Source organism: Rhizobium sp. NPDC090279 (genome assembly GCF_044769665.1).
Taxonomy (GTDB): Bacteria; Pseudomonadota; Alphaproteobacteria; order Rhizobiales; family Rhizobiaceae; genus Rhizobium.
On the sequence record NZ_JBIVYI010000004.1, the window covers coordinates 73912 to 99717 of the forward strand.

23 protein-coding genes are annotated in these 25806 nt (G+C 60.3%); 6 read left to right on the plus strand and 17 right to left on the minus strand.

Translation table 11 applies throughout. From position 1 onward, the window contains the following. Positions 1 to 66 precede the first annotated feature (66 nt). The 11 genes from ttcA to ACIQWP_RS11135 form a co-directional block, all read right to left on the minus strand. Positions 67 to 954: a tRNA 2-thiocytidine(32) synthetase TtcA gene (gene ttcA, locus ACIQWP_RS11085; protein WP_402786357.1), complete on the minus strand. Its 888-nt coding sequence runs from the start codon at positions 952 to 954 to the stop codon at positions 67 to 69. A gap of 61 nt (positions 955 to 1015) precedes the next feature. After that, a complete protein-coding gene (locus ACIQWP_RS11090) occupies positions 1016 to 1945 on the minus strand; it encodes a glutaminase (RefSeq protein ID WP_402786359.1) in 930 nt (309 codons plus the stop codon). Between the two features lie 72 nt (positions 1946 to 2017). Next, positions 2018 to 2635, minus strand: coding sequence for a 30S ribosomal protein S4 (gene rpsD, locus ACIQWP_RS11095; protein ID WP_402786362.1), 618 nt, complete (start codon positions 2633 to 2635; stop codon positions 2018 to 2020). 232 nt (positions 2636 to 2867) lie between these two features. Continuing rightward, entirely contained in the window at positions 2868 to 3683 is an 816-nt protein-coding gene (locus tag ACIQWP_RS11100) for a hypothetical protein (RefSeq protein ID WP_402786365.1), read from the minus strand. A gap of 3 nt (positions 3684 to 3686) precedes the next feature. Beyond that, complete coding sequence (locus ACIQWP_RS11105; RefSeq protein WP_402786368.1) at positions 3687 to 4022, minus strand: hypothetical protein; 336 nt, start codon at positions 4020 to 4022, stop codon at positions 3687 to 3689. Positions 4023 to 4089: 67 nt separating this feature from the next. Further along, positions 4090 to 5607 carry a helicase HerA domain-containing protein gene (locus ACIQWP_RS11110; RefSeq protein ID WP_402786371.1) on the minus strand — a complete coding sequence of 506 codons (1518 nt, stop codon included), beginning with the start codon at positions 5605 to 5607 and terminating at the stop codon, positions 4090 to 4092. 130 nt (positions 5608 to 5737) lie between these two features. Beyond that, positions 5738 to 6883 (minus strand): alpha-hydroxy acid oxidase, encoded by a 1146-nt coding sequence (locus ACIQWP_RS11115; protein ID WP_402786373.1) that lies wholly within the window; start codon positions 6881 to 6883, stop codon positions 5738 to 5740. 72 nt (positions 6884 to 6955) lie between these two features. After that, positions 6956 to 7420, minus strand: coding sequence for a GNAT family N-acetyltransferase (locus tag ACIQWP_RS11120; RefSeq protein WP_402786376.1), 465 nt, complete (start codon positions 7418 to 7420; stop codon positions 6956 to 6958). Between the two features lie 3 nt (positions 7421 to 7423). Then, entirely contained in the window at positions 7424 to 8224 is an 801-nt protein-coding gene (murI, locus tag ACIQWP_RS11125) for a glutamate racemase (RefSeq protein WP_402786379.1), read from the minus strand. Then, the gene (locus ACIQWP_RS11130) at positions 8205 to 9047 is read right to left on the minus strand and encodes an RNA methyltransferase (protein WP_402786381.1); all 843 of its coding nucleotides are present in this window, start codon (positions 9045 to 9047) and stop codon (positions 8205 to 8207) included. The genes murI and ACIQWP_RS11130 overlap by 20 nt, the downstream gene beginning before the upstream one ends. 224 nt (positions 9048 to 9271) lie before the next feature. After that, positions 9272 to 9877 (minus strand): hypothetical protein, encoded by a 606-nt coding sequence (locus tag ACIQWP_RS11135; protein WP_402786384.1) that lies wholly within the window; start codon positions 9875 to 9877, stop codon positions 9272 to 9274. A gap of 222 nt (positions 9878 to 10099) precedes the next feature. On the opposite strand from ACIQWP_RS11135, the gene ACIQWP_RS11140 reads away from it, so the two are divergent. Together ACIQWP_RS11140 and ACIQWP_RS11145 are read left to right on the plus strand one after the other, a co-directional pair. Continuing rightward, complete coding sequence (locus ACIQWP_RS11140; protein ID WP_402786387.1) at positions 10100 to 11314, plus strand: NADP-dependent isocitrate dehydrogenase; 1215 nt, start codon at positions 10100 to 10102, stop codon at positions 11312 to 11314. A gap of 121 nt (positions 11315 to 11435) precedes the next feature. Further along, positions 11436 to 12062 (plus strand): glutathione S-transferase family protein, encoded by a 627-nt coding sequence (locus tag ACIQWP_RS11145; RefSeq protein WP_402786390.1) that lies wholly within the window; start codon positions 11436 to 11438, stop codon positions 12060 to 12062. 46 nt (positions 12063 to 12108) lie between these two features. Here the strand turns inward: ACIQWP_RS11145 and ACIQWP_RS11150 are convergent, their stop codons facing one another. From ACIQWP_RS11150 to recA, 3 genes are all read right to left on the minus strand, one after another. Next, the gene (locus ACIQWP_RS11150) at positions 12109 to 12960 is read right to left on the minus strand and encodes a GyrI-like domain-containing protein (protein ID WP_402786393.1); all 852 of its coding nucleotides are present in this window, start codon (positions 12958 to 12960) and stop codon (positions 12109 to 12111) included. A gap of 136 nt (positions 12961 to 13096) precedes the next feature. Continuing rightward, positions 13097 to 15757 carry an alanine--tRNA ligase gene (gene alaS / locus ACIQWP_RS11155; RefSeq protein WP_402786396.1) on the minus strand — a complete coding sequence of 887 codons (2661 nt, stop codon included), beginning with the start codon at positions 15755 to 15757 and terminating at the stop codon, positions 13097 to 13099. Positions 15758 to 15931: 174 nt separating this feature from the next. Beyond that, entirely contained in the window at positions 15932 to 17017 is a 1086-nt protein-coding gene (recA, locus tag ACIQWP_RS11160) for a recombinase RecA (RefSeq protein WP_112797567.1), read from the minus strand. Positions 17018 to 17256: 239 nt separating this feature from the next. Between recA and ACIQWP_RS11165 the strand changes: the two genes are divergently transcribed. Next, positions 17257 to 18201: a carbohydrate kinase family protein gene (locus tag ACIQWP_RS11165; protein WP_402786400.1), complete on the plus strand. Its 945-nt coding sequence runs from the start codon at positions 17257 to 17259 to the stop codon at positions 18199 to 18201. A gap of 46 nt (positions 18202 to 18247) precedes the next feature. After that, entirely contained in the window at positions 18248 to 19174 is a 927-nt protein-coding gene (locus ACIQWP_RS11170; RefSeq protein ID WP_402786403.1) for a pseudouridine-5'-phosphate glycosidase, read from the plus strand. Between the two features lie 61 nt (positions 19175 to 19235). Here ACIQWP_RS11170 and trpS read toward each other — a convergent pair whose 3' ends face one another. Next, positions 19236 to 20255, minus strand: a complete 1020-nt coding sequence (gene trpS, locus ACIQWP_RS11175; RefSeq protein WP_402786406.1) for a tryptophan--tRNA ligase — start codon at positions 20253 to 20255, stop codon at positions 19236 to 19238. Positions 20256 to 20502: 247 nt separating this feature from the next. Next, a complete protein-coding gene (gene cckA, locus ACIQWP_RS11180; RefSeq protein WP_402786409.1) occupies positions 20503 to 23121 on the minus strand; it encodes a cell cycle histidine kinase CckA in 2619 nt (872 codons plus the stop codon). A 393-nt stretch (positions 23122 to 23514) separates the two neighbouring features. Between cckA and ACIQWP_RS11185 the strand changes: the two genes are divergently transcribed. After that, positions 23515 to 24441, plus strand: coding sequence for a flagellar biosynthetic protein FliO (locus tag ACIQWP_RS11185; RefSeq protein WP_402786412.1), 927 nt, complete (start codon positions 23515 to 23517; stop codon positions 24439 to 24441). Between the two features lie 93 nt (positions 24442 to 24534). On the opposite strand, the gene dksA is transcribed toward ACIQWP_RS11185, so the two are convergent. Next, on the minus strand, positions 24535 to 24954 hold the full coding sequence (gene dksA, locus ACIQWP_RS11190; RefSeq protein ID WP_402787562.1) for an RNA polymerase-binding protein DksA: 420 nt from the start codon (positions 24952 to 24954) through the stop codon (positions 24535 to 24537). A gap of 280 nt (positions 24955 to 25234) precedes the next feature. Here dksA and ACIQWP_RS11195 point away from each other — a divergent pair, with 280 nt between their 5' ends. Continuing rightward, positions 25235 to 25726: a SixA phosphatase family protein gene (locus ACIQWP_RS11195; RefSeq protein ID WP_402786415.1), complete on the plus strand. Its 492-nt coding sequence runs from the start codon at positions 25235 to 25237 to the stop codon at positions 25724 to 25726. Positions 25727 to 25806: the final 80 nt, after the last annotated feature.

Genomic DNA, 25806 nt, shown 5'->3' on the forward strand with positions numbered 1-25806 from the left:
CTCTGTTTTGAAAGGGCTTCCTCTTATGCCCGATTCGATGACATCGGTGTGGCAAAAGCGCTGAATTTACGCCGGACCGCCGGAAGATCCCTGTGTCATCAAACCAGCGAAATCGAACAGCTTGGGGTCGAGCAGGTGCGACGGGTTCACATGCGCCAGCGCGCGTAGCATCGTATCCTTGCGGCCCGGCATGCGCCGCTCGATATCGGCGAGCATGCCCTTCATAGCGTTGCGCTGCAATCCGTCCTGCGAGCCGCAGAGATCGCAGGGAATGATCGGAAACTGCATGGCGGCGGCAAACTTGGCGAGATCGTCCTCCGCCGCATAGGCGAGCGGGCGCAGCAGCATCAGATCGCCTTCGTCATTGAGAAGCTTTGCCGGCATGGAGGCCAGGCGACCGCCATGGAAGAAGTTCATGAAGAAGGTTTCGAGAATATCTTCGCGATGATGCCCAAGCACCAGCGCGTCACAGCCCTCCTCGCGGGCGATGCGATAGAGATTGCCGCGACGCAGACGCGAACAGAGCGAGCAATAGGTGGCGCCCTCCGGCACCTTCTCCTTCACGATGGAATAGGTGTCGCGATATTCGATGCGATGAGTGACGCCGATCTTCGTCAGATAGTCGGGCAGAATGTGCTTCGGGAAATTCGGCTGCCCCTGGTCGAGATTGCAGGCAACCAGCTCCACAGGCAGCAGGCCGCGCCATTTCAGGTCAAGCAGCAGCGCCAGCAGACCGTAGGAATCCTTGCCGCCGGAAAGGCCGATGAGCCAGCGCTTCTGGCCCTTCAGCATCTGGAAATCATCCATAGCCTGGCGCACCTGCCGCAACAGACGCTTGCGCAGCTTGTTGAAGGAGACGGAACGCGGAGCATCGGAAAACATCGGATGAACGGCAGAGCCGCCATCTTCCGCTTCGATATCGATTTCGTCTTTCACAGTGGTCGCGATATTCATTCCGTCATTCCTTGCATCTCGCCACGCTGATAGCAGAAAGCGGGGCGAGAAGACATGGGTGTCAATCGCCGAACACGGACCACCCGGTACGCGCCGCCAGCATTTCCAGCGCGACAGCGCCGAGCTGGGAATTGCCGACCTTGTTCAAGCCCGGCGACCATGCGGCAATCGAGCCGATGCCCGGCGCCACCGCCAGAATGCCGCCGCCGACGCCACTCTTACCCGGCAGGCCGACATGATAGGCAAAGTCGCCCGAGCCATCATAATGGCCGCAGGTCAGCATCAAGGCATTGATGCGCCGCGCCCGCTTCGGCGAGACCACGGAATGCCCGGTGATCGGGTTGCTACCGCGCGCGGCAAGATAAAGCCCCGCCTTGGCAAGCTGCTGGCAGCTCATCGAAAGCGCGCATTGATGGAAATAGACGCCGAGCACATGCTCGACCGGATGGTGGATATTGCCATAGGCGCGCATGAAATTCGCCAGCGCGAAATTGCGATAACCGGTCTGTGTCTCGGAGCGTGCGACCCTGTCATCGATGCTGATCGTCTCGTCATCTGCCACATAGCGCACGAAGCGCAGCAGTTCGCCGATCGCTTCACGCGGCTCGTGCCCCGCCAGCACGACATCGCTGACGGCGATCGCGCCGGCATTGATGAAGGGATTGCGCGGTATGCCCTCTTCCCGCTCCAGCTGGACGATGGAGTTAAAGGTCGTGCCGGAGGGTTCGCGCCCCACCCGCTTCCAAAGGCTTTCACCGACCTTGCCAAGCGCCAGCGTCAGCATGAAGACCTTGGAGATACTCTGGATGGAAAAAGGAGTGTCTGCGTCACCGACGCTGTGGACATCGCCGTTCACCGTGGCGATCGCCATGCCGAACTGCTTCGGATCGACCTTTGCCAGTTCCGGAATGTAATCGGCAACCTTGCCCTCGCCGATGCGTGGCGAAAGCTCCGCGTGAATGCCGTCGAGAATGGCCTGCAAATCGGTCATAAGGCGCTCCAAAGACAAAAAAGCCGCTCGAAAGGAGCGGCTTTTCCATTCATCAGGAAAGATATCCGCCTGTTAACGCGAATAGAATTCGACGACCAGATGCGGTTCCATGACAACTGCGTACGGGACATCGCCGAGCGTCGGAACGCGAGCGAAGGTCGCAACCATCTTGTTGTGATCGGCTTCGATGTAGTCCGGAACGTCGCGTTCTGCGAGCGAGATCGATTCCAGAACCGTTACGAGCTGCTTGGACTTTTCGCGAACTTCGATGACGTCGCCAGCCTTGCAGCGGAACGAACCGATGTTGACGCGAACGCCGTTAACCGTGACGTGGCCATGGTTGACGAACTGACGGGCTGCGAAGACGGTCGGAACGAACTTGGCGCGGTAGACGATCGCGTCGAGGCGCGATTCGAGCAGGCCGATCAGGTTTTCCGAGGTGTCGCCCTTGCGACGGTCAGCTTCAGCGAAGATAGCGCGGAACTGCTTCTCGCGCAGGTCGCCGTAGTAACCCTTCAGCTTCTGCTTGGCGCGCAGCTGCACGCCGAAGTCCGAAAGCTTGCCCTTGCGGCGCTGGCCATGCTGGCCCGGGCCATATTCGCGACGGTTAACCGGGGACTTCGGACGGCCCCAGATGTTTTCGCCCATACGGCGGTCAATTTTGTACTTGGACGATTCGCGCTTGCTCATCGCATTTCCTTTCAAACGTTGCCGCGGCCCGTTGCCGAACCGCGAAGGAAACACGCCCTCCTCTGAACTCCGTTTTCGAGCTCTGACAGGCTTCTCACATTAGCGAACGGAGAAAGCCACGGGACATGTCAAATGAAACACCGGACATTTCTGCCCGGCGTTGAGGCGGTCTTTAGGCGGTCGTCATGAAATTGTCAACAGCGGTAATGACAAGAAACGTGGTTTCAGGCAGCTATCTGTCAGGCGCCCAATCTTCCGGGACATTCGGCAATGACGGCATCAAATCATGCTCAGATGTCGCCTTTCGAAACTGCACGCCTGCCTCATTCAACGCCGAAACCTGAACGGGCAGACCTTTGGAATCAACGGCAAGAAGACCGACAATATCGGCAGGTGCCGACCGAACATAACTCTCTGCTCGATCAAGCGCTTCGACCAGCCTTTCTCGAATGACACTGGCCGTGAAATCGATCGGGAGGCCTTTCACGGAATCATACTCATCAGTCGAAACCGACAGCCCTCTCCGCCGAATTTCGTCGATTGTCCTGATTGGAGAATAATGCGGCGGCTTCCCCGACGCGGCCATGATGACCGCACCGAGTGGAGACATTCTTTCATCGATCATCACCAAGTCAACGAAATCTCGCGGCTTCGTTCTCGTCGATGCCGCCAGGATTTTGTTGACGGCTAAATCCGCGAGGTGAAGCCTCGCCCCCCATTCTTCATCCCGAATGAGTGGGAAAAAACGAGTACGGGTTTCGCTCATCCATTGGATAAGCGTATTCTCATGCGCCTTGGAAATCTCGGCTTCGACGCAACCGTAGACATTCACCTCGATAGATACACGGAAACCATCACACTTGAGCGTTTCCATATCGCGGTCTGCGGCTGGACCTATCTCCTCATCAGTATCTTGGAATATATCGATGTCGTCAGATAGGCGGGGCCAATTCATGTTCAGAACAAGTCCGCCCGCGACATAGCTCGTTTGGGAGCGGTTCTTCGCAATGGAAGCCAGAATCTCTCTTTGCAGCTTCGTAAGCGCCATCGCCTATCGTCCGATCTCACCCAGCATGCGCCGCCCCAGAACAAAAGCGCGTGCATCGCCACGCTCTATCAACGCGTCAGCCACCACTTTCGATTTCAGCGCAAGGTCTGGAAGTCGATCCAAGTCGATATTGTCCAATAGGCGAACGCCATAACGAGCTAGCGCCTCATCGAGATTCCGCTGAAGACGTTCTTTCCTTTGCCGGTGTTCAGCACGCATCTCGGCAGCGTGCGATAGGATATCGTTGCGACGGATAGCCGGAACCAGAACCTCCACCCTCACCAGGTCGGATGCTCCTCCACTTTCCCTATATCGCTGAATTCTGTCGCGCACGGCCATTGGCTCATCTCCGGTTGGAGATGAATATAGGCGTATCCCGGATACGGGTCAACGATCGCCGTTAACGCTATTCCGCCGCCGCCTGCTCGCCGCCATCGAGATCAGGCGCATTGGCATCACCGGGCGCAGTCTGCGATCCCATGTCGGGAAAGGCGACGATGCGCTTGCCAGAGAAATCCGTGTGAACGACGACGCTCCCCTGCTCCTCGAAATAGCCGAGGAGGCGACGAGCGCGCCGCGCCGAATGCGTGCCGTAAGCGCGGGCGATACGGGCATCGGATGGGCATGGCTCTCCGCCGATGGCGGCCTTGGCCAGCATCAAAAACACGCCCTGCAAGTCATCTGTCACACTCGATGAGAGCGAAAGCGCCGTTGCCCATTGTTCGGTCGCCATGATCCCTTCGTCAGCGCCGGAGCGCGTAATCGCCACGCGGCGGCGGAACTCCGAGAGGCTCATCGGTGCGCCGGCAACGCGGCGCATGCGCAGCCGAACTAGGAATTCCTGGTAGAGCATCGAATCCGTTCGAAACCCGGAAGCCGGGTCGTCGAGGATTTCTGACAGCACGGCGCTCACCCTCGCCTCACGATCCTCGCTCGATATCTCGGGCTGGCTGACCCTCGCCTCAGCGGGAGCCGGACTTGCCGCAGGCACGGAACGCGACAGCTCGGCCAGAATATCCGTCGTCGGGCGCGGCGCGGGCGCCGTCCGGCGAACGATGGCCTTGGAAAACTCTTCCGGGTCCGGCGTGAAGATCAGATCTTCCACATCCTGCGGCGCATCCGGCAGCGGCATCAGCTTCGGGCTTGAGGAACGCGCCGAGGTCTCGACGGTGCCGATGGTGATCGGCAGCGGCCGCCGCGACAAGGCCGGTCCGAGCGCGACGAAGTTGCCGCGCTTCAGATCGCGGAACATTTCCGCCTGCCTGCGATCCATGCCGAGAAGATCGGCTGCCCGCGCCATGTCGATATCGAGGAAGGTACGCCCCATCAAGAAGTTGGAAGCTTCTGCCGCAACGTTCTTGGCGAGCTTCGCCAGACGCTGCGTGGCGATGACGCCGGCAAGGCCGCGCTTTCGGCCACGGCACATCAGATTGGTCATGGCGCCGAGCGACATCTTGCGCGCATCTTCCGAGACATCGCCGCCGACCGAAGGCGCGAACATCTGCGCCTCGTCGACGACGACAAGCACCGGATACCAGAATTCGCGATCGGCATCGAACATGCCGTTGAGGAAGGCGGCGGCAGCGCGCATCTGCTGCTCGATATCGAGACCTTCCAGCGTCAGCACGCAGGAGACGCGATGCTGGCGGATACGGTTGGCGATGCCGGCAAGCTCGGCTTCAGTGCGCTCGCCATCGACGACCACATGCCCGAACTTATCAGCGAGCGTGACGAAATCGCCTTCAGGATCGATGATGACCTGCTGGACCCATTGCGCCGACTGCTCGAGCAGACGCCGCAATAGATGAGATTTTCCGGAACCGGAATTGCCCTGCACAAGCAAACGGGTTGCCAGCAGCTCCTCGATATCGAGCTGGGCGCTGGTCCCGCCGGACGCCGTTCCCATGTCGATGCCGACCTGCAATGCACTTCCCCTATGAGCAAGAATCAAATGTGGATGCGTCCCATCTTTCTGAAAGGACGCGCCTCCGTCTAGCAAAGATTTCCGTGCTTCGCGCCCGTGGATTGAAAAAACCCACAGGCGATTGCAGATGTCAGCGGAACCGCAGGTTTGCCCGCGATAGCTCGCTGACCGAGGTGCAGCCCATCAGCTTCATGTCGCGCTCGACCTCGGTGCGCAGATGCCGGAGTGCCCGCTCCACGCCCGCCTGACCGGCAGCGGCCAGCGGATAGAGATAGAAGCGGCCGAGACCGACAGCCTTGGCGCCGAGCGACAGGGCTTTCAGGACATGCGTGCCGCGCTGGATGCCGCCATCCATCATGACATCGATGCGGTGGCCGACCGCATCGACGATCTCGGCCAGCTGGTCGAATGCGGAGCGCGAGCCGTCCAGCTGCCGACCACCATGGTTCGACAACACGATGCCGGTGCATCCGATATCGACCGCGCGCTTGGCGTCCTCGACCGACATGATGCCCTTCAGGCAGAACTGCCCGTTCCAGTGCTTCACCATCTCGGCGACGTCGTTCCAGTTCATCGACGGATCGAGCATCTCGGTGAAATACTTGCCGATCGACATGGCGCCGCCGCTCATGTCCACATGCTCGTCGAGCTGCGGCAGACGGAATTTCTCGTGCGTCACATAGTTCAGCGCCCAGGCGGGCTTGATGGCAAACTGGGTGAGACCCGCGAGATTGAGCTTGAACGGAATGGAAAAGCCCGTGCGAAGATCGCGCTCGCGATTGCCGCCGGTAATGCTGTCGACCGTCAGCATCATCACGTTGACGCCGGCTTCCTTCGCCCGCTCCATCATCGCCCGGTTCAGCCCGCGATCTTTGTGAAAATAGAACTGATAGACCTGCGGCCCCGCGTGCTTCTTGCGAATTTCCTCAAGGCTGACGGTGCCGAGCGAGGAAACGCCGAACATCGTGCCGAGCGAAGCCGCTGCGGCAGCGACCGCATTCTCGCCCTGATGATGGAAGAGCCGCTGCAGCGCCGTCGGCGAGCAATAGAAGGGTGTGGCGAGCTTTTGTCCCATGACGGTGACAGACATGTCGATCTCGCTGACCCCACGCAGAACGTTGGGAACGAGATCGCAGCTTTCGAAGCTCGACGTGTTTCGCCGCAGCGTCACCTCGTCGTCGGCAGCACCGTCGATATAGTTGAAGATCGGGCCGGGAAGACGCTTTTTCGCGAGAAGGCGAAAATCATGGAAGTTGTGGCACTCACGCAGGCGCATGGCTGACCTCGGCATTCTCAAAAGACATAAACTATCGAACTCCCAATATTCCGTCACCCAATTCGGCTTGAACTAAAGCCGATGCAGGCGTGCCTCCCATCTGTAAAGCACATCCGGCTCCCTTTCCTCATTGCCTGCCCCGTCCGACTCGTCAACCACGAAGAAGCCGTGTTTCAGGTAAAAGCGGCGTGCCGGCTCATTCCTTTGGAATGTCCAGAGCGACAACACCGGATAGGCAGATTTGGCGACATCGAGCAGGCGGCTGCCGATGCCGCGCCCTTGCACCTCAGGCAGAACATAGAGCTGGTCGATCCAATCCTCGAGGAAGGCGATGACGCCGACGAGGCGGCCATCCGCTTCCGCGCCCCAGATCTGGCAGTCCTTGAAAACAACGGCGCTCCAGAAGCCAACGTCTTCTTCGGGAGTATGAGCTCCGGCAAGCGTCGGCAGCTGCTCATTGAAGGAAGCACGATGAACGGCTGCTGCTGCAGGCATGTCCGCCAGATCAAGTTTACGCAACGAAATCTTGTCAGTCATTCATCAAGCCCTGAGCCCAAAACCCTGCATCAGCCGGCGGGTGGGGAAATCCGGCGCGCCGGAGGTAAAGACCGCAAAGTCGAAATTATCGGGATGAACGGCGTCGGCCACCTGCGGCACCAAGCTGCGGGCACGCCTTGCAATCGCCTCGGCCGGATCGAGCCAGTCGACCGGCCAGGGTGCGAGCCGGCGGAAGATGTTGGCCATGAAGGGATAATGCGTACAGGCCAGCACGACGATGTCGGTCTTGCGGCCATCCATCTCGACGAAGCACTGGTCGATCTCAGTCATGACAGCTTCGTCCGCTACGGTATCGCCGCGAATATAGGCCTCAGCGAGACGCGCAAGGTTCTGCGATCCGACAAGCCGCACATGGCATTGCGTCGCGAAGGACTGGATCAGATCGCGCGTATAGGCGCGCTTGACAGTACCGGGCGTTGCCAGCACCGAAACAAGGCCCGAGCGCGTCCGCTCTGCAGCCGGCTTGATCGCCGGCACCGTGCCCACGAACGTCATCTGCGGAAAAGCAGCGCGCAGATCGGCGCCGACAAGCGTGAAGGCCGTGTTGCAGGCGATGATACAGACTTCCGGATCGTATTGCGCAAGCAGCTTCGCGAAGAGATCGACGATGCGCTCCCTCAGCGCCTGTTCCTCCCAGCCGCCATAGGGAAAGCCGGCGTCGTCGGCAATGTAGATGAAACCGCGCTCCGGCATCAGCACCCGCGCCTCACGCAGCACGGTCAAACCACCGATCCCTGAATCGAACACCAGGATCGGTTTCAGCTCATTCGCCGCTGCTGTCATCGTTCGTTGTTTCCTTGGGCGTTTTGGAGGACCTGGGATGGGAGCCGCTGCCGCGCGGGGATTTCCGCGTGAAGCGGTCGAGAGACGAGATCACCCCGCGCAAGACGCTGATTTCCTGTTCGGTAAACGCCCGGCGCGAGAGGACGGCGCGGAGATTGTCGACCATTTTCGGCTTTTTCCCGGCAGGATGGAAATAATTGCGCGCGTCCAGCGCCTCCTCGAGCTGATCGAAGAGGCCGAAAAGCTGATCCTTCGTCGAAGGCCGCTGCTCAAGCGCCTGGAACGGCACGGCGCCCAGATCCTCCATGCCCGACTTCATCCACTCATAGGACATCAGCAATACGGCCTGGGCGATGTTCAGCGAAGCGAAGGCCGGGTTGACCGGGAAGGTCACGATCTCGTCGGCCAGCGCCACTTCCTCGTTGGTCAGGCCCCAGCGCTCGCGCCCGAAAAGAATGCCGGTGCCCTCGCCCTCCTTGAATTTTGCACGGAGAGTTTCCGCCGCAACGACAGGCGATCGCACCGGCTTGTAGCCGTCTCGCTCCCGTGCGGTCGTCGCATAGACGAAATTGAGATCAGCAATCGCCTGCTCCAGCGTCTCGTAGACCTTGGTCGCCTCGATGATATGATCTGCCTTGGAGGCGGTTGCCTGCGCTCGCTCGTTCGGCCAGCCGTCACGGGGATTGACGAGGCGCAACTCGACAAGGCCGAAATTCGCCATGGCGCGCGCCACCATGCCGATATTCTCGCCCATTTGCGGTTCGACCAGAATGATGGCCGGCCCCTCGGCCAGAAGTGGACGTTCGCTGTTCGTGCCTGCCATGATGCCTAACTCTCCGCGCGCGACCCCAGTCGCGCCAATTCGAGCATGATTGCTGAAAAGTGTCAGCGGTTTTCGGACGACATCATGCTCTATTCCCTGATTCCGGAGCCGGATGATTTCAGGACAAACAGACCTGAAATCATCCGGCTCCGGGGTCGCAATAGCGAGACACCAGCCGCTCGGCAAGGTTTTTGCGCAACACCAGCAAAGTGAACCGCACCAGATTATTGCGGATTGGCCGGCTTTTGCTGATCCGAAGGTTGCTGCTGCTGGTCGGTGGGCTGTTGTTGCTGCTGCTTTACGAGATCCTGCATGACTGACTTCAGCGCGCTGGGATTGCCATTGTCGTCGATCGTGATGATATCATCGATCACGGGCTTGCCGCCCTCCTGGATGACTTCGAAACGCACAGTGGTCGTCTTCTGATAGTCGGCGTCCGATCCCATGCAGGTGGACTTCTTGAATGTCGCCAGTACCTCGGTGACATTCCCCGCGGGCGGTTGGGCGGCGACCTTCAAGTCTTCCAGCGGACAGGCATCCTGGGCATTGACGATCACGTCATAGTCGAACGGTGAAATCCCGTCCTCGTCGGCGGCAGGAAACTGTGCTGCGGCCTCGTATTTCGCAGCGAAATCCTTGCTGTAGAAGTCCTTGAGCTTGCTCTCGTCGAAGATATCCTGCCAGTCGCTATCGCCGCCCGCCCAGTTCGAAACGGTTGCATCCATGATGGCCTTGACCGGTGTCGTCGCATCGGCGGCCAGCGCCACATGCGCGCCAAGGGAAAACTGAAAGAGCGTGAAGGCAAGAGCGGATGCGGCAAATTTCTGCATGATATGATTCCGTTGCGACAGGCAAAACATCGGCGACATTAGACCCATCGATCGCTTTGGCAATGGCTCGATAGTAAAAAGCGAGTGACGTCACAAATGACCAAAAACGCGACGCTGGCGGCTCTATCGGCTTTGCGTTCGGAGCTTGCGGTGTTATAGCGCTCGGGACTTCACATTCACCACAGGACCATCCGGTCCCATCAGCTTAAACGAGGCAGAAGTATGAAGAAGATCAAGGTCGCTAACCCCGTTGCCGATCTCGATGGCGACGAGATGACTCGCATCATCTGGCAGTTTATCAAAGACAAACTGATCTACCCCTACCTCGATATCGATATCGACTATTACGACCTCTCGGTCGAAAACCGCGACGCCACCAACGACCAGGTCACCGTCGACGCCGCCAACGCCATCAAGAAGCACGGCGTCGGCATCAAGTGCGCGACGATCACGCCGGACGAAGACCGCGTCAAGGAATTCAACCTGAAGCAGATGTGGAAGAGCCCGAACGGCACGATCCGCAACATCCTCGGCGGTGTGATCTTCCGCGAGCCGATCATCTGCAAGAACGTTCCGCGCCTGGTTCCGGGCTGGACCAAGCCGATCGTCGTCGGCCGCCACGCCTTCGGCGACCAGTACCGCGCCACCGATTTCAAGTTCCCCGGCAAGGGCAAGCTGACCATCAAATTCGTCGGCGAAGACGGCACGGTCATTGAAAGGGATGTCTTCGACGCACCGGGCGCCGGCGTTGCCATGGCCATGTACAATCTCGACGAATCGATCCGCGAATTCGCCCGCGCCTCGATGATGTATGGCCTGATGCGCAAGTGGCCGGTCTACCTGTCGACGAAGAACACCATCCTCAAGGCCTATGACGGCCGCTTCAAGGACATCTTCGAGGAAGTCTACCAGAACGAATTCAAGGCTCAGTTCGACGAAGCCGGCATCACCTACGAGCACCGCCTGATCGACGACATGGTCGCCTCCGCGCTGAAGTGGTCCGGCGGTTATGTCTGGGCCTGCAAGAACTACGACGGCGACGTCCAGTCCGACACGGTTGCCCAGGGCTTCGGCTCGCTCGGCCTGATGACCTCGGTTCTCCTGACGCCGGACGGCAAGACGGTCGAAGCCGAAGCCGCCCACGGCACGGTGACCCGCCATTACCGCCAGCACCAGAAGGGCCAGGAAACCTCGACGAACTCGATCGCCTCGATCTTCGCCTGGACCCGTGGTCTCGCCCATCGCGCCAAGCTGGACGACAATGCAGAACTCGCCAAGTTCGCATCCACGCTCGAAAAGGTCTGCGTCGACACCGTCGAAGCCGGCTTCATGACCAAGGATCTGGCGCTGCTCATCGGCCCGGATCAGCCGTGGCTCTCGACCACCGCCTTCCTCGACAAGATCGACGAGAACCTGCAGAAGGCGATGGCTGCCTAAGCCTCGCCGACATCGGAACCAGAGAGAACCCGGCCTCAGCGCCGGGTTTTCTTTTGCCGGGAATCTTGCCCATGGGCCGAACCGATGGCAACAATGCGCGCAACAAAAGGGAGAGAGACAAATGGCCGAAGAACTCGTTTTCTATACCAACCCGATGTCGCGCGGCCGTATCGCCCGCTGGATGCTGGAGGAGACCGGCCAGCCCTACCGCACCGAGTATCTCGACTACGGCACGACGATGAAGGCGCCGGAATATCTCTCGGTAAATCCCATGGGCAAGGTGCCGGCGATCAAGCATGGTGACACCGTTGTCACCGAAGGCGCGGCCATCTGTGCCTATCTGGCCGAAGCCTTCCCGCAAGCCGGCTTAGCTCCGACTGCCGCCGAGCGTGGCCGCTATTTCCGCTGGATGTTCTTTGCAGCAGGGCCATTCGAGATGGCCGTCACCAATCGCGCCCTCGGCTTCGAAGTCCCACCGGAGCGCCTGCGCATGGCCGGCTGCGGCAGCTTCGCAAACGTGCTCGATGCCATGGAGCACGCGATCACCACCTCGCCTTTCATTGCCGGCGACCGCTTTACGGCCGCCGACGTCTATGTCGGCTCGCATGTTGGCTATGGGCTGAATTTCGGGACGATCGAGAAGCGCCCGGCCTTCATCGACTACTGGAGCCGCGTGAGTGACCGCGACGCCTATCGCCGCGGCAACGAGATCGACAATGCAGCCATGCCGAAGCCGGCTAACAGCTGAAAATACAACATATTGAGAGGAAATCCTCGATCGATGCCGTATGCCGCTATTTCAGCGGCATATAAATATCCGTAAGCAATTCCGTCGGCGACGCGTCGCGCGGATTGTTGATGTATTCCTCGAACATGACGGTATCGCGGAGCTGCCGCCCGGAGGCTGGCAGCCATTGCGCATAGAGCCACTGATAGGCCTTGTGCATGTTTGCGTAGGGCCCCTTGTGGCGCAGCACGGCATATTCGCCGCCATCGAGAGAACGACGCTCCAGCGGCGCTTCGGCCGCCATTCCCTCGCCGGCAGTGACGCAGGCGAAGGAGCGCAGCTTATCCGCCTCGACGACATCGGGATCGTCAAGATAGACGCCGATCATGCGCATGTCGGGACCGGCAAGGCCGCGGGCAAAGATGGTGCCGAAAAGCGTCTCGAAAGCCTGGCCGATCTGCATGTAGGAGCCGCGATGAGCGACACCGACGAGTGACATCGGGGAAATGGTGCGAAGCGTAACGTCGAACATAACAGTGATCCTTCCTTGGGTGCTGGGTTCGAAGATCGTGTGGCTTCCCTCATTCCGATATCGCGCCGGCGGCATGCCGTAGACGGATCTGAAGATGCGATTGAACGATTGGAGGTTGGGATAGCCCGACCGCTTTGCAATGTCGCTGACGGATAGACGGGTGTTGACGAGATCGCCGGCGGCGCGATGCAGCCGCAGCCGCTTGACGGTTGCCGCCGCCGTCTCGCCATAGATCGCCCGATAGATCCTGTGCCAGTGATAGCTGGACATGCAGGCGATCTCGGCGAGCTTTTCCATGTCGAGCTCGTCATCCAGATGTTCGTGGATATAGGCCGAAACCCGCCGCAGCCTGGTCTCGTAAAGCGTCCACGCCGTTCCACCACCCATGTCAAACCCCTTGCAAATCGATCGGCCCAACAAGACCATAACCCGATTTGACAAATCCTGCGGAGTTGCCTGGACAAAGAAAAATGGCGGATACCGAAGCATCCGCCATTTGAATTGGAAATACGAAATCAGCGTATTAGCCAGCAAGTGCCGCAGCAATGGCCTCGATCGCTTCGTCAGCCTTGGCGCCATCCGGGCCGCCGGCTTGCGCCATGTCCGGACGGCCGCCGCCGCCCTTGCCGCCGAGAGCGGTCGACGCGATGCGCACGAGATCGACGGCACTGAAACGACCGATCAGATCTTCGGTAACGGCAACAACGGCGCTGGCCTTGCCGTCTTCGGAGACGCCGATCAGAGCAACGACGCCTGAGCCGAGGCTTGCCTTGGCTTCATCCGCAAGGCCCTTGAGATCCTTCGGATCGACGCCGGAAACGGATTTACCGAGGAACTTGACATCATTGATCTCGCGGACCGCATCGGCCGAACCGCCCTGGCCGCCGCCCATGGCGAGCTTGCGCTTGGCGTCCGCCAATTCGCGCTCCAGCTTGCGGCGCTCGTCCATCAAGGCTTCCACGCGTGAGACGACATCGGCCGGCTGAACCTTTAGCGTCGAGGCGAGGGTCTTCACGCGCTCGTCCTGATCGGCGAGATAGGCAAGCGCGGATTCACCCGTTACCGCCTCGATACGGCGAACGCCGGCGCCGACGGCGCTATCGCCGAGAATGCGCACGAGGCCGATCTGGCCGGTGGCGGACACATGCGTGCCACCGCAAAGCTCGACCGAGTAGGGCTTGCCGGTCTTGACGCCACGCACACCCTGCCCCATCGACACGACGCGGACTTCGTCGCCATACTTCTCGCCAAACAACGCCATCGCCCCTTCCGCGATCGCATCGTCGACGCTCATCAGGCGGGTCGTGACAGGCGAATTCTGCAAGATGATCTCGTTCGCCATCTCCTCGACGACCTTCAGCTCCTCAGCCGACATCGGCTTCGGGTGCGAAACGTCAAAGCGCAGGCGCTCGGGCGCGACCAGCGAACCCTTCTGGGCGACATGGGTGCCGAGCACTTCACGGAGAGCCTCGTGCAGCAGGTGGGTGGCGGAATGGTTGGCGCGCAGGCGCGAGCGCCTGTTGTGATCGACCGTCAGCACAACGGCGTCGCCGACCTTGATCGTGCCTTCCGAAATCTCGGCGATGTGAACGAAAAGGCCTTCACCCTTCTTCTGGGTGTCGCCTACCGTCAGCTTGCCGCTCTCGCCGGAGATGGCTCCAGTATCGCCCATCTGGCCACCGGATTCGCCATAGAATGGTGTCTGGTTGACGATAATCTGTACCTTGTCGCCAGCCGAGGCGCTGTCGACGGCAACGCCGTCCCTGACGATTGCCTGGATGACGCCTTCGGCTACTTCCGTATCGTAGCCGAGGAATTCGGTCGCGCCGTGCTTTTCCTTGAGCTCGAACCAGATGGTCTCGGTCGCCTTGTCGCCGGAGCCGGTCCAGTGCGAACGCGCCTCTGCCTTCTGCCGTTCCATCGCATCGGTGAAGCTGGAAATATCGACGCCGATACCGCGGGCGCGCAGCGCGTCCTGCGTCAGATCCAGCGGGAAGCCGTAGGTGTCGTAGAGCTTGAAGGCGGTTTCGCCGTCGAGGCTGTCACCCTTGTGCAGGTCCGAGGTGGCGTCATTCAGCAGCGACAGGCCGCGTTCCAGCGTCTTGCGGAAACGCGTCTCTTCGAGCTTCAGCGTCTCGGATGTCAAAGCTTCGGCGCGAACCAGCTCGGGATAGGCGCGGCCCATCTGCTGGATCAGCGCAGGCAGCAGCTTCCACATCAGCGGCTCCTTGGCGCCGAGCAGCTGCGCGTGACGCATGGCGCGGCGCATGATGCGGCGAAGCACATAGCCGCGGCCTTCGTTCGACGGCAGCACGCCATCGGCGATCAGGAAGGCGGAAGAGCGCAGATGGTCGGCGATGACGCGATGGCTGGCGCGATGCTCGCCCTCGGCCTTGACGCCCGTTGCCTCTTCGGAAGCTTCGATCAGCGCCCGGAACAGGTCGATGTCGTAATTGTCATGCTTGCCCTGCAGCACGGCGGCAACGCGCTCGAGACCCATGCCGGTGTCGATCGAGGGGCGCGGCAGATCGACCCGCTCCTGCTTGGTGATCTGTTCGAATTGCATGAAGACGAGATTCCAGATCTCGATGAAACGGTCGCCGTCCTCCTCCGGAGAGCCCGGAGGTCCGCCCCAGATGTGATCGCCGTGATCGTAGAAGATCTCCGAACAGGGACCGCACGGACCAGTATCGCCCATCGCCCAGAAATTGTCGCTGGTGGCGATGCGGATGATCTTGTCGTCGGAAAGACCGGCGATCTTCTTCCAGAGGTTATAGGCGTCATCATCGGTATGGTAGACCGTGACCAGCAGGCGCTTGGCATCGAGGCCGAATTCCTTGGTGATCAGGTTCCAGGCAAGCTCGATGGCGCGCTCCTTGAAATAGTCGCCAAAGGAGAAATTGCCGAGCATCTCGAAGAAGGTGTGGTGGCGGGCGGTATAGCCGACATTGTCGAGGTCGTTGTGCTTGCCGCCGGCGCGAACGCATTTCTGCGCCGTCGAGGCTGTCGTATAGGGACGCTGCTCCAGGCCGGTGAAGACGTTCTTGAACTGCACCATGCCGGCATTGGTGAACATCAAGGTCGGATCGTTGCGCGGCACCAGCGGGCTCGACGGCACGATCTCGTGGCCGTTTTTCTTAAAATAGTCGAGGAAGGTCGACCGGATTTCATTCACACCGCTCATAGGGGGCCCTTCAGTACTGCCGTCAGCAACTTGCGTCAAAGTCAGAGGCTTTTATCGTTCGCTCCGGGCCCTGTCCAGCCGCACGAGCGAAACCGGCCGCACATCCCTTGGACAATGCGGCCGGTTTGGATTTTTTAGTCTCGATCTTGGATCGGGAATTGTTCCGGGAAGTCCTTATTCCCCGGAGGCGTCGCCATCGTCGGCATCGGGACCGCCGTTCTGCAGGAAGCGATCGGCGATCAGGCCGGCATTCTGGCGCAGGGACAATTCGATCTCGCGAGACAGATCCGGATTGTCGCGCAGGAAGATCTTCGCGTTTTCGCGGCCCTGGCCGAGGCGCTGGCTGTTATAGGAGAACCAGGCGCCCGACTTTTCGACGATGCCGGCCTTGACGCCGAGATCGACCAGTTCGCCGGTCTTGGAAACGCCTTCGCCATACATGATATCGAATTCGACCTGCTTGAAGGGAGGCGCCATCTTGTTCTTGACGACCTTGACGCGGGTCTGGTTGCCGATCACCTCTTCGCGCTCCTTGACCGCGCCGATGCGGCGGATGTCGAGGCGAACCGAGGCATAGAACTTCAGAGCGTTGCCGCCCGTCGTCGTTTCCGGCGAGCCGAACATCACGCCGATCTTCATGCGGATCTGGTTGATGAAGATCACCATGGTCTTGGACTTCGAGATCGAAGCCGTAAGCTTGCGCAGCGCCTGGCTCATCAGACGAGCCTGAAGGCCGGGCAGGCTATCGCCCATCTCGCCCTCGATTTCGGCGCGCGGCGTCAATGCGGCGACCGAGTCGACCACGAGAACGTCGACGGCGCCGGAGCGTACCAGCGTATCGGTGATCTCAAGCGCCTGTTCGCCCGTATCCGGCTGCGAGATCAGGAGGTTCTGCAGATCGACGCCGAGCTTGCGGGCATAGACCGGATCGAGCGCATGTTCAGCGTCGACGAAGGCGCAGATGCCGCCCTTCTTCTGCGCCTCTGCAATGGTCTGCAACGCCAGCGTCGTCTTGCCCGAGCTTTCCGGCCCGTAGATTTCGATGATGCGCCCCTTCGGCAAGCCGCCGATGCCAAGCGCAATATCGAGGCTCAGAGAGCCGGTGGAAACCGTTTCGATTTCGACCACGTTCTCGTTAGAGCCGAGCTTCATGATCGAGCCCTTGCCGAACGACCGCTCAATTTGAGAGAGTGCCGCTTCAAGTGCCTTGCTTTTATCCACCGATTTGTCCTCTACAAGCCGCAAAGAATTCTGAGACATTCGATCCACCTTTAGGTTATTGAAGCCGCTCTAGCAATGTCGCCGCCGATGAGAATTCTGTACTCTATTTGTTCTCTTATCGCAAGAGCACAACAAGCAATTGAAAGAAAAAGGTAAAATGAATTCCGTTCTACTTTTGTTTTCTTCTTTCTTCCCAGATACTTACCGATCCGGAGGGACCGGTTCGGGCATGGGATCGCGTCGCTCGATTCGCTCTTTCGATTGCTGAGGAAAACCATATGGCGAAAAAGATTCTCGTTCTTGGCGGCGCCCATATAGACCGGCGCGGCCGCATCTTCGGCGAGACGGCGCCCGGCGCCAGCAATCCCGGCGCATGGTTCGAAGAGCCGGGCGGCGGCGGCTTCAATGCAGCCAGAAATCTCGCCCGCCTCGGCTTCGACGTAAAGCTGATTTCTCCACGCGGCGGCGACCCCTCTGGCGAGATGGTGGCGGAAGCCGCCAGCCACGCCGGTATCGATGACAAGCCCTTCGTCTTCCTCGATCGCAAGACGCCGAGCTACACGGCGATCCTCGAGAATGACGGCAATTTGGTCATCGCCCTTGCCGACATGGAGCTCTACAGGCTGTTCGTTCCGAGACGCCTGGCGATTCGCGCCGTTCGCGACGCCTTCGAAGAGACCGATCTTGTTCTCTGCGATGCCAATCTGCCGGCCGAAACCTTGGGCGCGATAGCGGCAAGAGCCGCCTTTTGCGGCAAGCCTGTCGCCGCTATCGCCATCTCGCCAGCCAAAGTCGTGCGGTTGAAGCCGAGCCTTGCCGGCATCGACCACCTGTTCCTCAATGAGGCGGAGGCCGCCGCCCTGACAGAAAGCCGTCCGGAAGACCCGCGCGAATGGGTGAATGGACTACGGGCGCTTGGTCTGCGCAACGGCGTGATCACCCGTGGCAAGCGCGCGCTGATCGCATTCTCGCGTGACGCCATCGTCAGCCTGCAGCCGCCCATTGTCGACGATGTCGCCGATGTCACCGGGGCGGGAGATTCGCTTGCCTCGGGTGTTCTGTCCGCCCTGCTCGCCGGCCACGATCTCGCGGAGGCCATCCGTCATGGCGCGGCGGCAGCCGCGATCACCGTCCAGTCGCCCTTCGCCACGGCGGAAAATCTCTCTCCCGAGCTGCTGAAGGCGACGTTGGCCCTTGTTCCCAAGGCCGAAATTCTGTCATGAAGCCTGTTCAAAACGCGTATACTGTTTCAGTGAATTGGAAACGACAATGACCCAGCCTATCTCGCCACTGCTTCCGATCTCCTATTCGAAGGAAGTTGCTGCCGCCAAGCTGCGCGGCGCACCGCTCGTCGCCCTGGAATCGACCATCATCACCCACGGCATGCCCTATCCCGGCAATATCGAGATGGCCCGCAGCGTCGAGGAAATCATCCGGCAGGAAGGTGCAGTCCCGGCAACCATTGCCGTCATCCACGGCACCCTGCACATCGGCCTTGAGCCGGAAGAGCTGGAAGCGCTGGCCAAGACCGAAGGCGCAATGAAGGTCTCGCGCGCCGACCTCGCCTTTGCCATTGCCGAGCGGCGCACGGGCGCAACCACGGTCGCCGCCACGATGATTGCCGCCGCCCGCGCCGGGATCAAGGTTTTTGCCACCGGCGGCATCGGCGGCGTGCATCGCGGCGCAGAAGAGAGCTTCGATATCTCGGCCGATCTTGAAGAGCTTTCCCGCACCGGCGTCATCGTCGTCTGCGCCGGTGCCAAGGCGATCCTCGACATTCCGAAAACGCTGGAAGTGCTGGAAACCCGCGGCGTGCCCGTCGTCACCTATGACAGCACGGAATTCCCGGCCTTCTGGTCGCGCTCGTCCGGCCTGCCGAGCCCTCTGACACTGAACAGCCCCGCCGCAATCGCCAATTTCCAGACGACGCGCGAACAACTCGGCATCGATGGCGGTATGCTGATCGCCAATCCCGTTCCGGAAGCCGACGAGATCCCGCGCGAGGAAATGGAAATCTATATCGAGCGAGCCCTCGACAGCGCCGAGCGCGACGAAATCACTGGCAAGGCGGTGACGCCGTATCTGCTCGGCACGATCTTCGACATCACCGAAGGCCGCAGCCTCAAGACCAATATCGCGCTTGTCGAGAACAATGCGCGCCTGGCCGCAGAAATCGCTGTCGCTCTCGCGGAATAGTTAGAACCTAAGTCACAGGAACAGCCGGGCGCTTCAATAGATCGCCCGGCCGTTCTCTTTTTCAGATCAGGGAGAACAGGCCCAGGGCAGATCGCAACTCGGCAAGCGTCGCCTCCGTGCGCTCCCTCGCCTTTCGCGTGCCCTCGCGCACGATTCCCATGACATAGTCCGGCTCGGCTACATAGCGAGCGCGGCGCGCGCGGATCGGCGCGAGCAGCGCCTGCAGCATGTCTTCCAGATGTCTCTTCACCGCGATGTCGCCAAGACCGCCGCGACGATATCGCGCCTTCATCTCTTCGAACAGTTGCCGGTCCTCGCAGAAGGCATCGAGATAGATGAAGACGACGTTTCCCTCGACCTTGCCTGGATCGTTTACGTGCAGATGATCCGGATCGGTATACATGCGCCGCACCGCATCGCTGATATCGTCCGGCGAGGCCGAAAGCGGAATGGCATTGCCCTGGGATTTGCTCATCTTCGCCTTGCCGTCGACGCCTGGCAGGCGCCCGACGCTTGGCACCATGGCCGCAGCCTCGACGAGAACATCGCGTCCGATCTGCCGGTTGAGGCGGCGGACGATCTCGTTGGTCTGCTCGATCAACGGTGCCTGATCTTCACCGACAGGAACCACCGTCGCCTTGAAGGCGGTGATATCGGCCGCCTGCGCGACCGGATAGCAGAGAAAGCCGGCCGGCACATCACGTTCGAAGCCGCGCAGCTGGATCTCCGTCTTGATCGTCGGATTGCGCTCCAGCCGGCTGACCGTCACGAAATTCAGATAGAGCAGCGTCAGTTCCGCCAGCGCCGGCAAGGCGGACTGAACGCAGATCGTCGTCAGCGTGGGATCAATACCGACGGCGAGATAGTCGATCGCCACTTCAAGCACGTTGCGACGCACTTTTTGGGGATCGCCGGCATTGTCGGTCAGCGCTTGGTTATCCGCCAGCAGCAGGAATTGCCGATGGCTATGCTGGAGTGCGACGCGGCTCTTCAGCGACCCGGCATAATGGCCGAGATGGAGTGGTCCTGTGGTTCGGTCGCCCGTCAGGATGACGGGACGGGTATCGATAGGGGAAAACATTTCGTTGCTCCGCAAAAGGAGCCGCCGCAATCAGGAAGGGAAAACGGAAATAGACCAATGCCTGCCGGATCACGGCGGCAGGGTCGATTTCAAGACATAACGACTGCCGCTCCTAGAAGGAGCGCCACCACATTTGGCAAATGGGCTTGGCAAGGTCGATCATGCGCAGGCTGATAGCATCTTTGCACTGCTTTCATCAACAGAAGAGGTGAAAATCGCCCCTCAACTGCACACTCTTGCGCGACAATTAGTTCTTATCCAGCGTCTCGCGCACCACGACGGCAAGCTGCTTCAGCGAAAACGGCTTAGGCAGAAAGCCGAACTGTGCATCGGCCGGCAGGTTGCGGGCAAAGGCATCTTCCGCATAGCCCGAGACGAAAATGAACTTCATGTCAGGATATTTCTTGCGCAGCTCCCGCAGCAGTGACGGCCCATCCATTTCCGGCATGACGACGTCGGATACGACGACATCCACCTGCCCGTCGAGCTCGTCCATGATGTCGAGCGCCTCGACGCCGGAGCCCGCCTCGTAGACGGTATAGCCGCGTGTCTCAAGCATGCGCTTGCCGCCCCGACGCACCGCCTCCTCATCCTCGACGAGCAGCACGACAGCGGACTTGCCGGTGAGATCGGCCGGCTCTTCCGAAGAGGCCGCGATCCCAACGCTCTGGTCCATCGCCACGACATCGCGGCTTTCCGGCGGTTTCGCTTCCGTCACGGCGGGCATTTCGACGATGTGACGCGGCAGGAAAATGCGGAAGGTCGTTCCCTTGCCGACTTCCGATTCCGGCTGGATGTAGCCGCCGGACTGCTTGACAATGCCGTAAACCATCGCAAGGCCGAGGCCCGTGCCCTTGCCCACTTCCTTCGTCGTGAAGAAGGGTTCGAAAATCTTGTCCATGATTTCAGGCGCGATACCCGTCCCCGTATCGCTGACCTCGACGAGAACCATGTCCTCATGCGGCAGATAGGGATAGTTGAAGGCGCTGACATCGGCCGCAAGCAGATTGCGGGTGCGCAGCGTCAGCGAGCCGCCGCCGGGCATGGCGTCGCGGGCATTGACGCAAAGATTGATGAGCACCTGTTCGAACTGCGAGAGATCAGTCTTGACGGGCCAGAGATCACGCCCATAGTCGACATCCAGCTTGACATGCGTACCCGACAGCAGCCTGTCGACCAACATGCGCAGATCGCCGATCACATCGGTCAGGTTGAGAACCGTCGGCCGCATGGTCTGCTTGCGCGAAAAGGCGAGCAACTGCCGCACCAGCACGGCGGCACGATTGGCGTTGCGCTTGATTTCCATCAGATCCGCGAAGCTGGCATCGGAGGGTCGCGCCTGCAGCAGCAGGTGATCGGAAGACAGGAGAATGGCGGTCAGCACGTTGTTGAAGTCATGCGCGATGCCGCCTGCCAGCGTGCCGACGGCGTTGAGCTTCTGCGTCTGCGCCATCTGCGTTTCGAGCGCCTTCTGCTCGGTCACCTCGACAGCATAGACGATGGCGGCCTCTTCCGGCGCTTCATCGGTCTGGTCGATCACCGCGTTGATGTAGAAGCGGAAGTGCCGCGCCTCATCTTTCGGATTGCGCGAATCGATCGGCGGAATATCGCCCTGCCGATCCTTGGCGGCATCCAGCGCCTGTTGCAGCCGCAGCCGGTCGCTGTCGTTGACGATTGTCTCCAGCGCAGCGCCGCGCTCGATATCGTCGCGCGAAACCAGATCCGAGAAAAGCTTCAGGAACGGTGCATTGGTGCGCAGGATACGTCCGGTACCGTCGACGGAAGCAATCGCCATCGGCGTGTTGTTGAAGAAGCGGCTGAAGCGCATCGACGCCGCCGAGGCCGACTGCTCGGTGTCGCCGCCGTTCTGCCGGGTCAGGACGATGGTGCGGCTTTCGCCCGGAGCGCCATCGCGCATCGAGGTGACGCTATGGACGAGCTGCACTGGCAGGCTTTGGCCATTGGAGCGGCGAAGATCGAGATCGAGCGTCACTGTCTTCTTCAACCCCGGTTCGGCCTGTACCGACTGGATGAGCGCCAGCCCTTCGCCAGCCACCAGATCACCGATTGTCATCGAACCCGGCACGAACTTCGTCAGGTCGAAGCCCAGCCATTCGGCAAGCGTCGCGTTGAGATAGAATATCTCGCCCTTGCGACCTGCTGAAAAGAAGCCGGCCGGGGCATGGTCGAGATAGTCGATCGCATTCTGCAATTCCTTGAAGAAGCGCTCCTGGTCGTCGCGTTCCGAAGTGATGTCGGTGACCTGCCAGATATGCAGCACCTTGCTGCTGCCCTGCTCTGGCGGCAGCACGCGCGCCTTCAGCCGATACCAATGGGCTCCTTTGCCGCTTCGCTCGGCCGGACCCAGCGGCGTCAGCAGGCGGAATTCCTCCGATCCCTCCTTGCCGTCACGCAGGCCATTGGCGAGACGATAGAGAGCCTCGTTGGACTCCCGGTTTCGCGACAGCAGCATCTCCAGAGATTGCACTTCCGTCGCCTTGGTCGCGCCGGTCAGCCGGCCATAGGCGGCATTGGCGTAGACGATGCGTCCCTTCTCGTCGGTGATGAGCGTCCCGTCCGGGTGACTGTTGAGAAAGGAGCGAGCCAGGCTGTCGGACTGCGGCTGCGGCATGACCTCGACGAAGCCGATGATCGAGGAGACGAGGAAGAAGATGCCGACCATGGCAAGAATGCCGAGGCCGCCCAGAACAGCCTCATTGTCGAGCTGGCTCTTGAAGATGACAAAGGCGGCCGCCGCGGCCACGAGAACCAGCGCCAGCAATATGATGCGCAGCGCGGTTCCCGAACGAACTCCGCGATCCACCAGCGGCACGCTATACTCGTCGGATGGACGCTGCTTCGTCATAAACCCCTCTTGTCAGCCGTTCTCCTCGCGACATGTCATACACGTTGGGGGTCGCTGGAGTCGGACCTTTCGAATCTTCTTTACCAATTTGCGTCATCCGCAAAAAGCTTTGCCGGGCTAGAAAGGCTTGAATTCACAAGCAATAGAGCACAACAGCCTGCAATCGCATCTTGTCTCCGGCGCAATCCTGTTCATATGATCGCTGTATAGAAGGGTCATGGTCAAAGCATTACCCGCCGTAGTTGCGCCTACTGCATAATTCCTTAAATCGGAATCGATTTGAGGATAAAATTATGCAGCGGATTTAAAGTACTACAGCGACCTTTGCGCGTCATACGTGACGCGCGGCGCTGTAGGCCGCGACATCGGTGACAAATTACGGAGTATCTCGACATGCTGGACGATATCGCCGGAGCCTATGGCAGCCGTTTCTTTCTCGCAGCTGGCGGCGTTGGCATCGCCCTGCTGGTGCTGATCGGCATTCTGTGGATCATGCGCAATCGGGCGCCTTCTCCCTTTGTGCGTGGCGGCAAGAGCCGCCAGCCTCGGCTGCAGGTGCTGGATGCTGCCGCCGTCGACGCCCGCCGCCGGCTCGTCCTGGTCCGGCGCGACGGCGTCGAACACCTGATCATGATCGGCGGCCCCACCGACATCGTCATCGAATCGGGCATCTCCGATGCGACGCGGACGGGAGCGGCTGCAACATCCGTCGAGGCTCCCGTGGCATATGAAGACCTGCAGCCGCCGCAGAAGGCGGCGGAGCTCGAAGCGCCTCCGGCGGCGCTTCCGCAGCGCCAGCGATCCGCCGAGGACAAGATCGAAGCCTATTTGCGCAACGAGCCCAGCATTGCACCTGCGGCGGAGCCTGCCCCGGCGCCGCGTGTGGCCGAGCGCCCGCAACCCGCTGCCGTCAAGCCGCCGCAACCGGCACCTCAGCCCGCTCCTGCGATCAGCGAGGCCGAAGCCGCCGACATACTGGATGCTGCCCGCCACGTCGTCTTGCCGCAACAGCAACCCGCCGCCGCTCGCCCGGCGCCGGTCGAACCCACCCTCGCACCGACACCTGCCGCCGAACCCGGCAATGATTTCCAGCGCATACTCGAAGCTGAAATGTCGAAGAATTTGACCGCCGAGCGGATCATTCCGAATGCGCCAGTGCCGCGGCAGGTGCAGCAGCAGCCGAGTGCGGCGCCATCCCCAATTCCAAACCCGGCGAAACGTGTCGAACCCGAACTAGCACCGATGACTGGGGCCGACAGCGCTCTTCAGAAGGAAGTCGCGCGCATCTTCGGGGAGATGAGCGTCAGCCGCGACAAATAAAGTCGCGACCTCAAAAGTCGGAATCAAAAAAGGCACGGTGGAGATATCCATCGTGCCTTTATTCTGTAAGCCAAGTCGAAACCGATACCAGCATCACTCGTCGCGATAGACCTTTTCGCGGCGCTCGTGACGTTCCTGCGCCTCGATCGACAAAGTCGCAATCGGACGAGCGTCCAGACGCTTCAGGCCGATCGGTTCGCCCGTTTCCTCGCAATAGCCGTAGGTACCATCTTCAATACGCTGCAATGCTGCATCGATCTTGGAAATGAGTTTACGCTGGCGGTCGCGAGCCCGGAGCTCGATAGCTCTGTCGGTTTCCGAAGAAGCCCGATCGGCGAGATCAGGATGATTTGCGCTTTCCTCAGCCAGATGATCCAGGGTTTCGCGCGCTTCTCTAAGGATATCGTTTTTCCATGCTACCAGCTTCGCTCGAAAATAGGCGCGCTGGTTCAGATTCATGAAGTCCTCGTCCTCCGAGGGTACATAACTGCTAAGATCGATCTTCTCACTCAACGCGATTCTCCTGAAGAACATCTCATATTGCGGGGTGTATATCCCAACCAATAGTGCCGATTCAAGCCAAATAGACGTTGTCAACTAATTTTTAAATTTGTCATAAAATTCAGCTAAGGGTCTATTTTTTCATCACTTCTTCTTGTCGGCCCGGATTCGTGGCACTCGTAACCTTCCCGTGAGCGCGCAACATTTTGCCTTCCGGCCGATCGCCTCGCAGTTGACTGCGCATGTGAACAGACGCTACCTCATTGGGCAAATCGAGCTTCGGGATCTTGCCATGACCAGCATTTCGCCGCCTCCTTCCAGGATCTATCTTCTGCGTCATGCGGAGGCCCGGCAGGCCACACCCGGACAGAAGGATTTCGACCGTCCCTTGAGCGACAATGGCTATGCGGCGGCGGAGATCGTCGCGGAGGAAGCGGTCGACAAGGGCTACAAGCCGAGCCTCGTCATTTCATCCACCGCCCTGCGCTGCCGCCAGACTGCCGAGGCCATGCGCCGCGCCGTCACACCGTCGACGGAGTTCCGTTTCGTCGACGCCCTCTACAATGGCTCCCGGGAGATCTACCTGTCGCTCATCTCGGCGCAGACCGATCAGGATTCGGTCATGCTGGTCGCGCATAACCCGATCATCGAGCTAACGCTCGCCGCTCTGATCGGGCAAGAAGCCCTGGCCGATGCTCTTCCACGCGGCTTCCCCACGGCCGGCCTTGCCGTAATCGACCCGACACCGTCGGGCTGGGTCTTGACCGATTTTGTCACCGAATAGCGACTTCGCCGACATGAGCCGCCGCCCTCGCCGCTGATTGGAGACACATATCCGCTCATCTTTTCGGCGCAAGCTTCCAT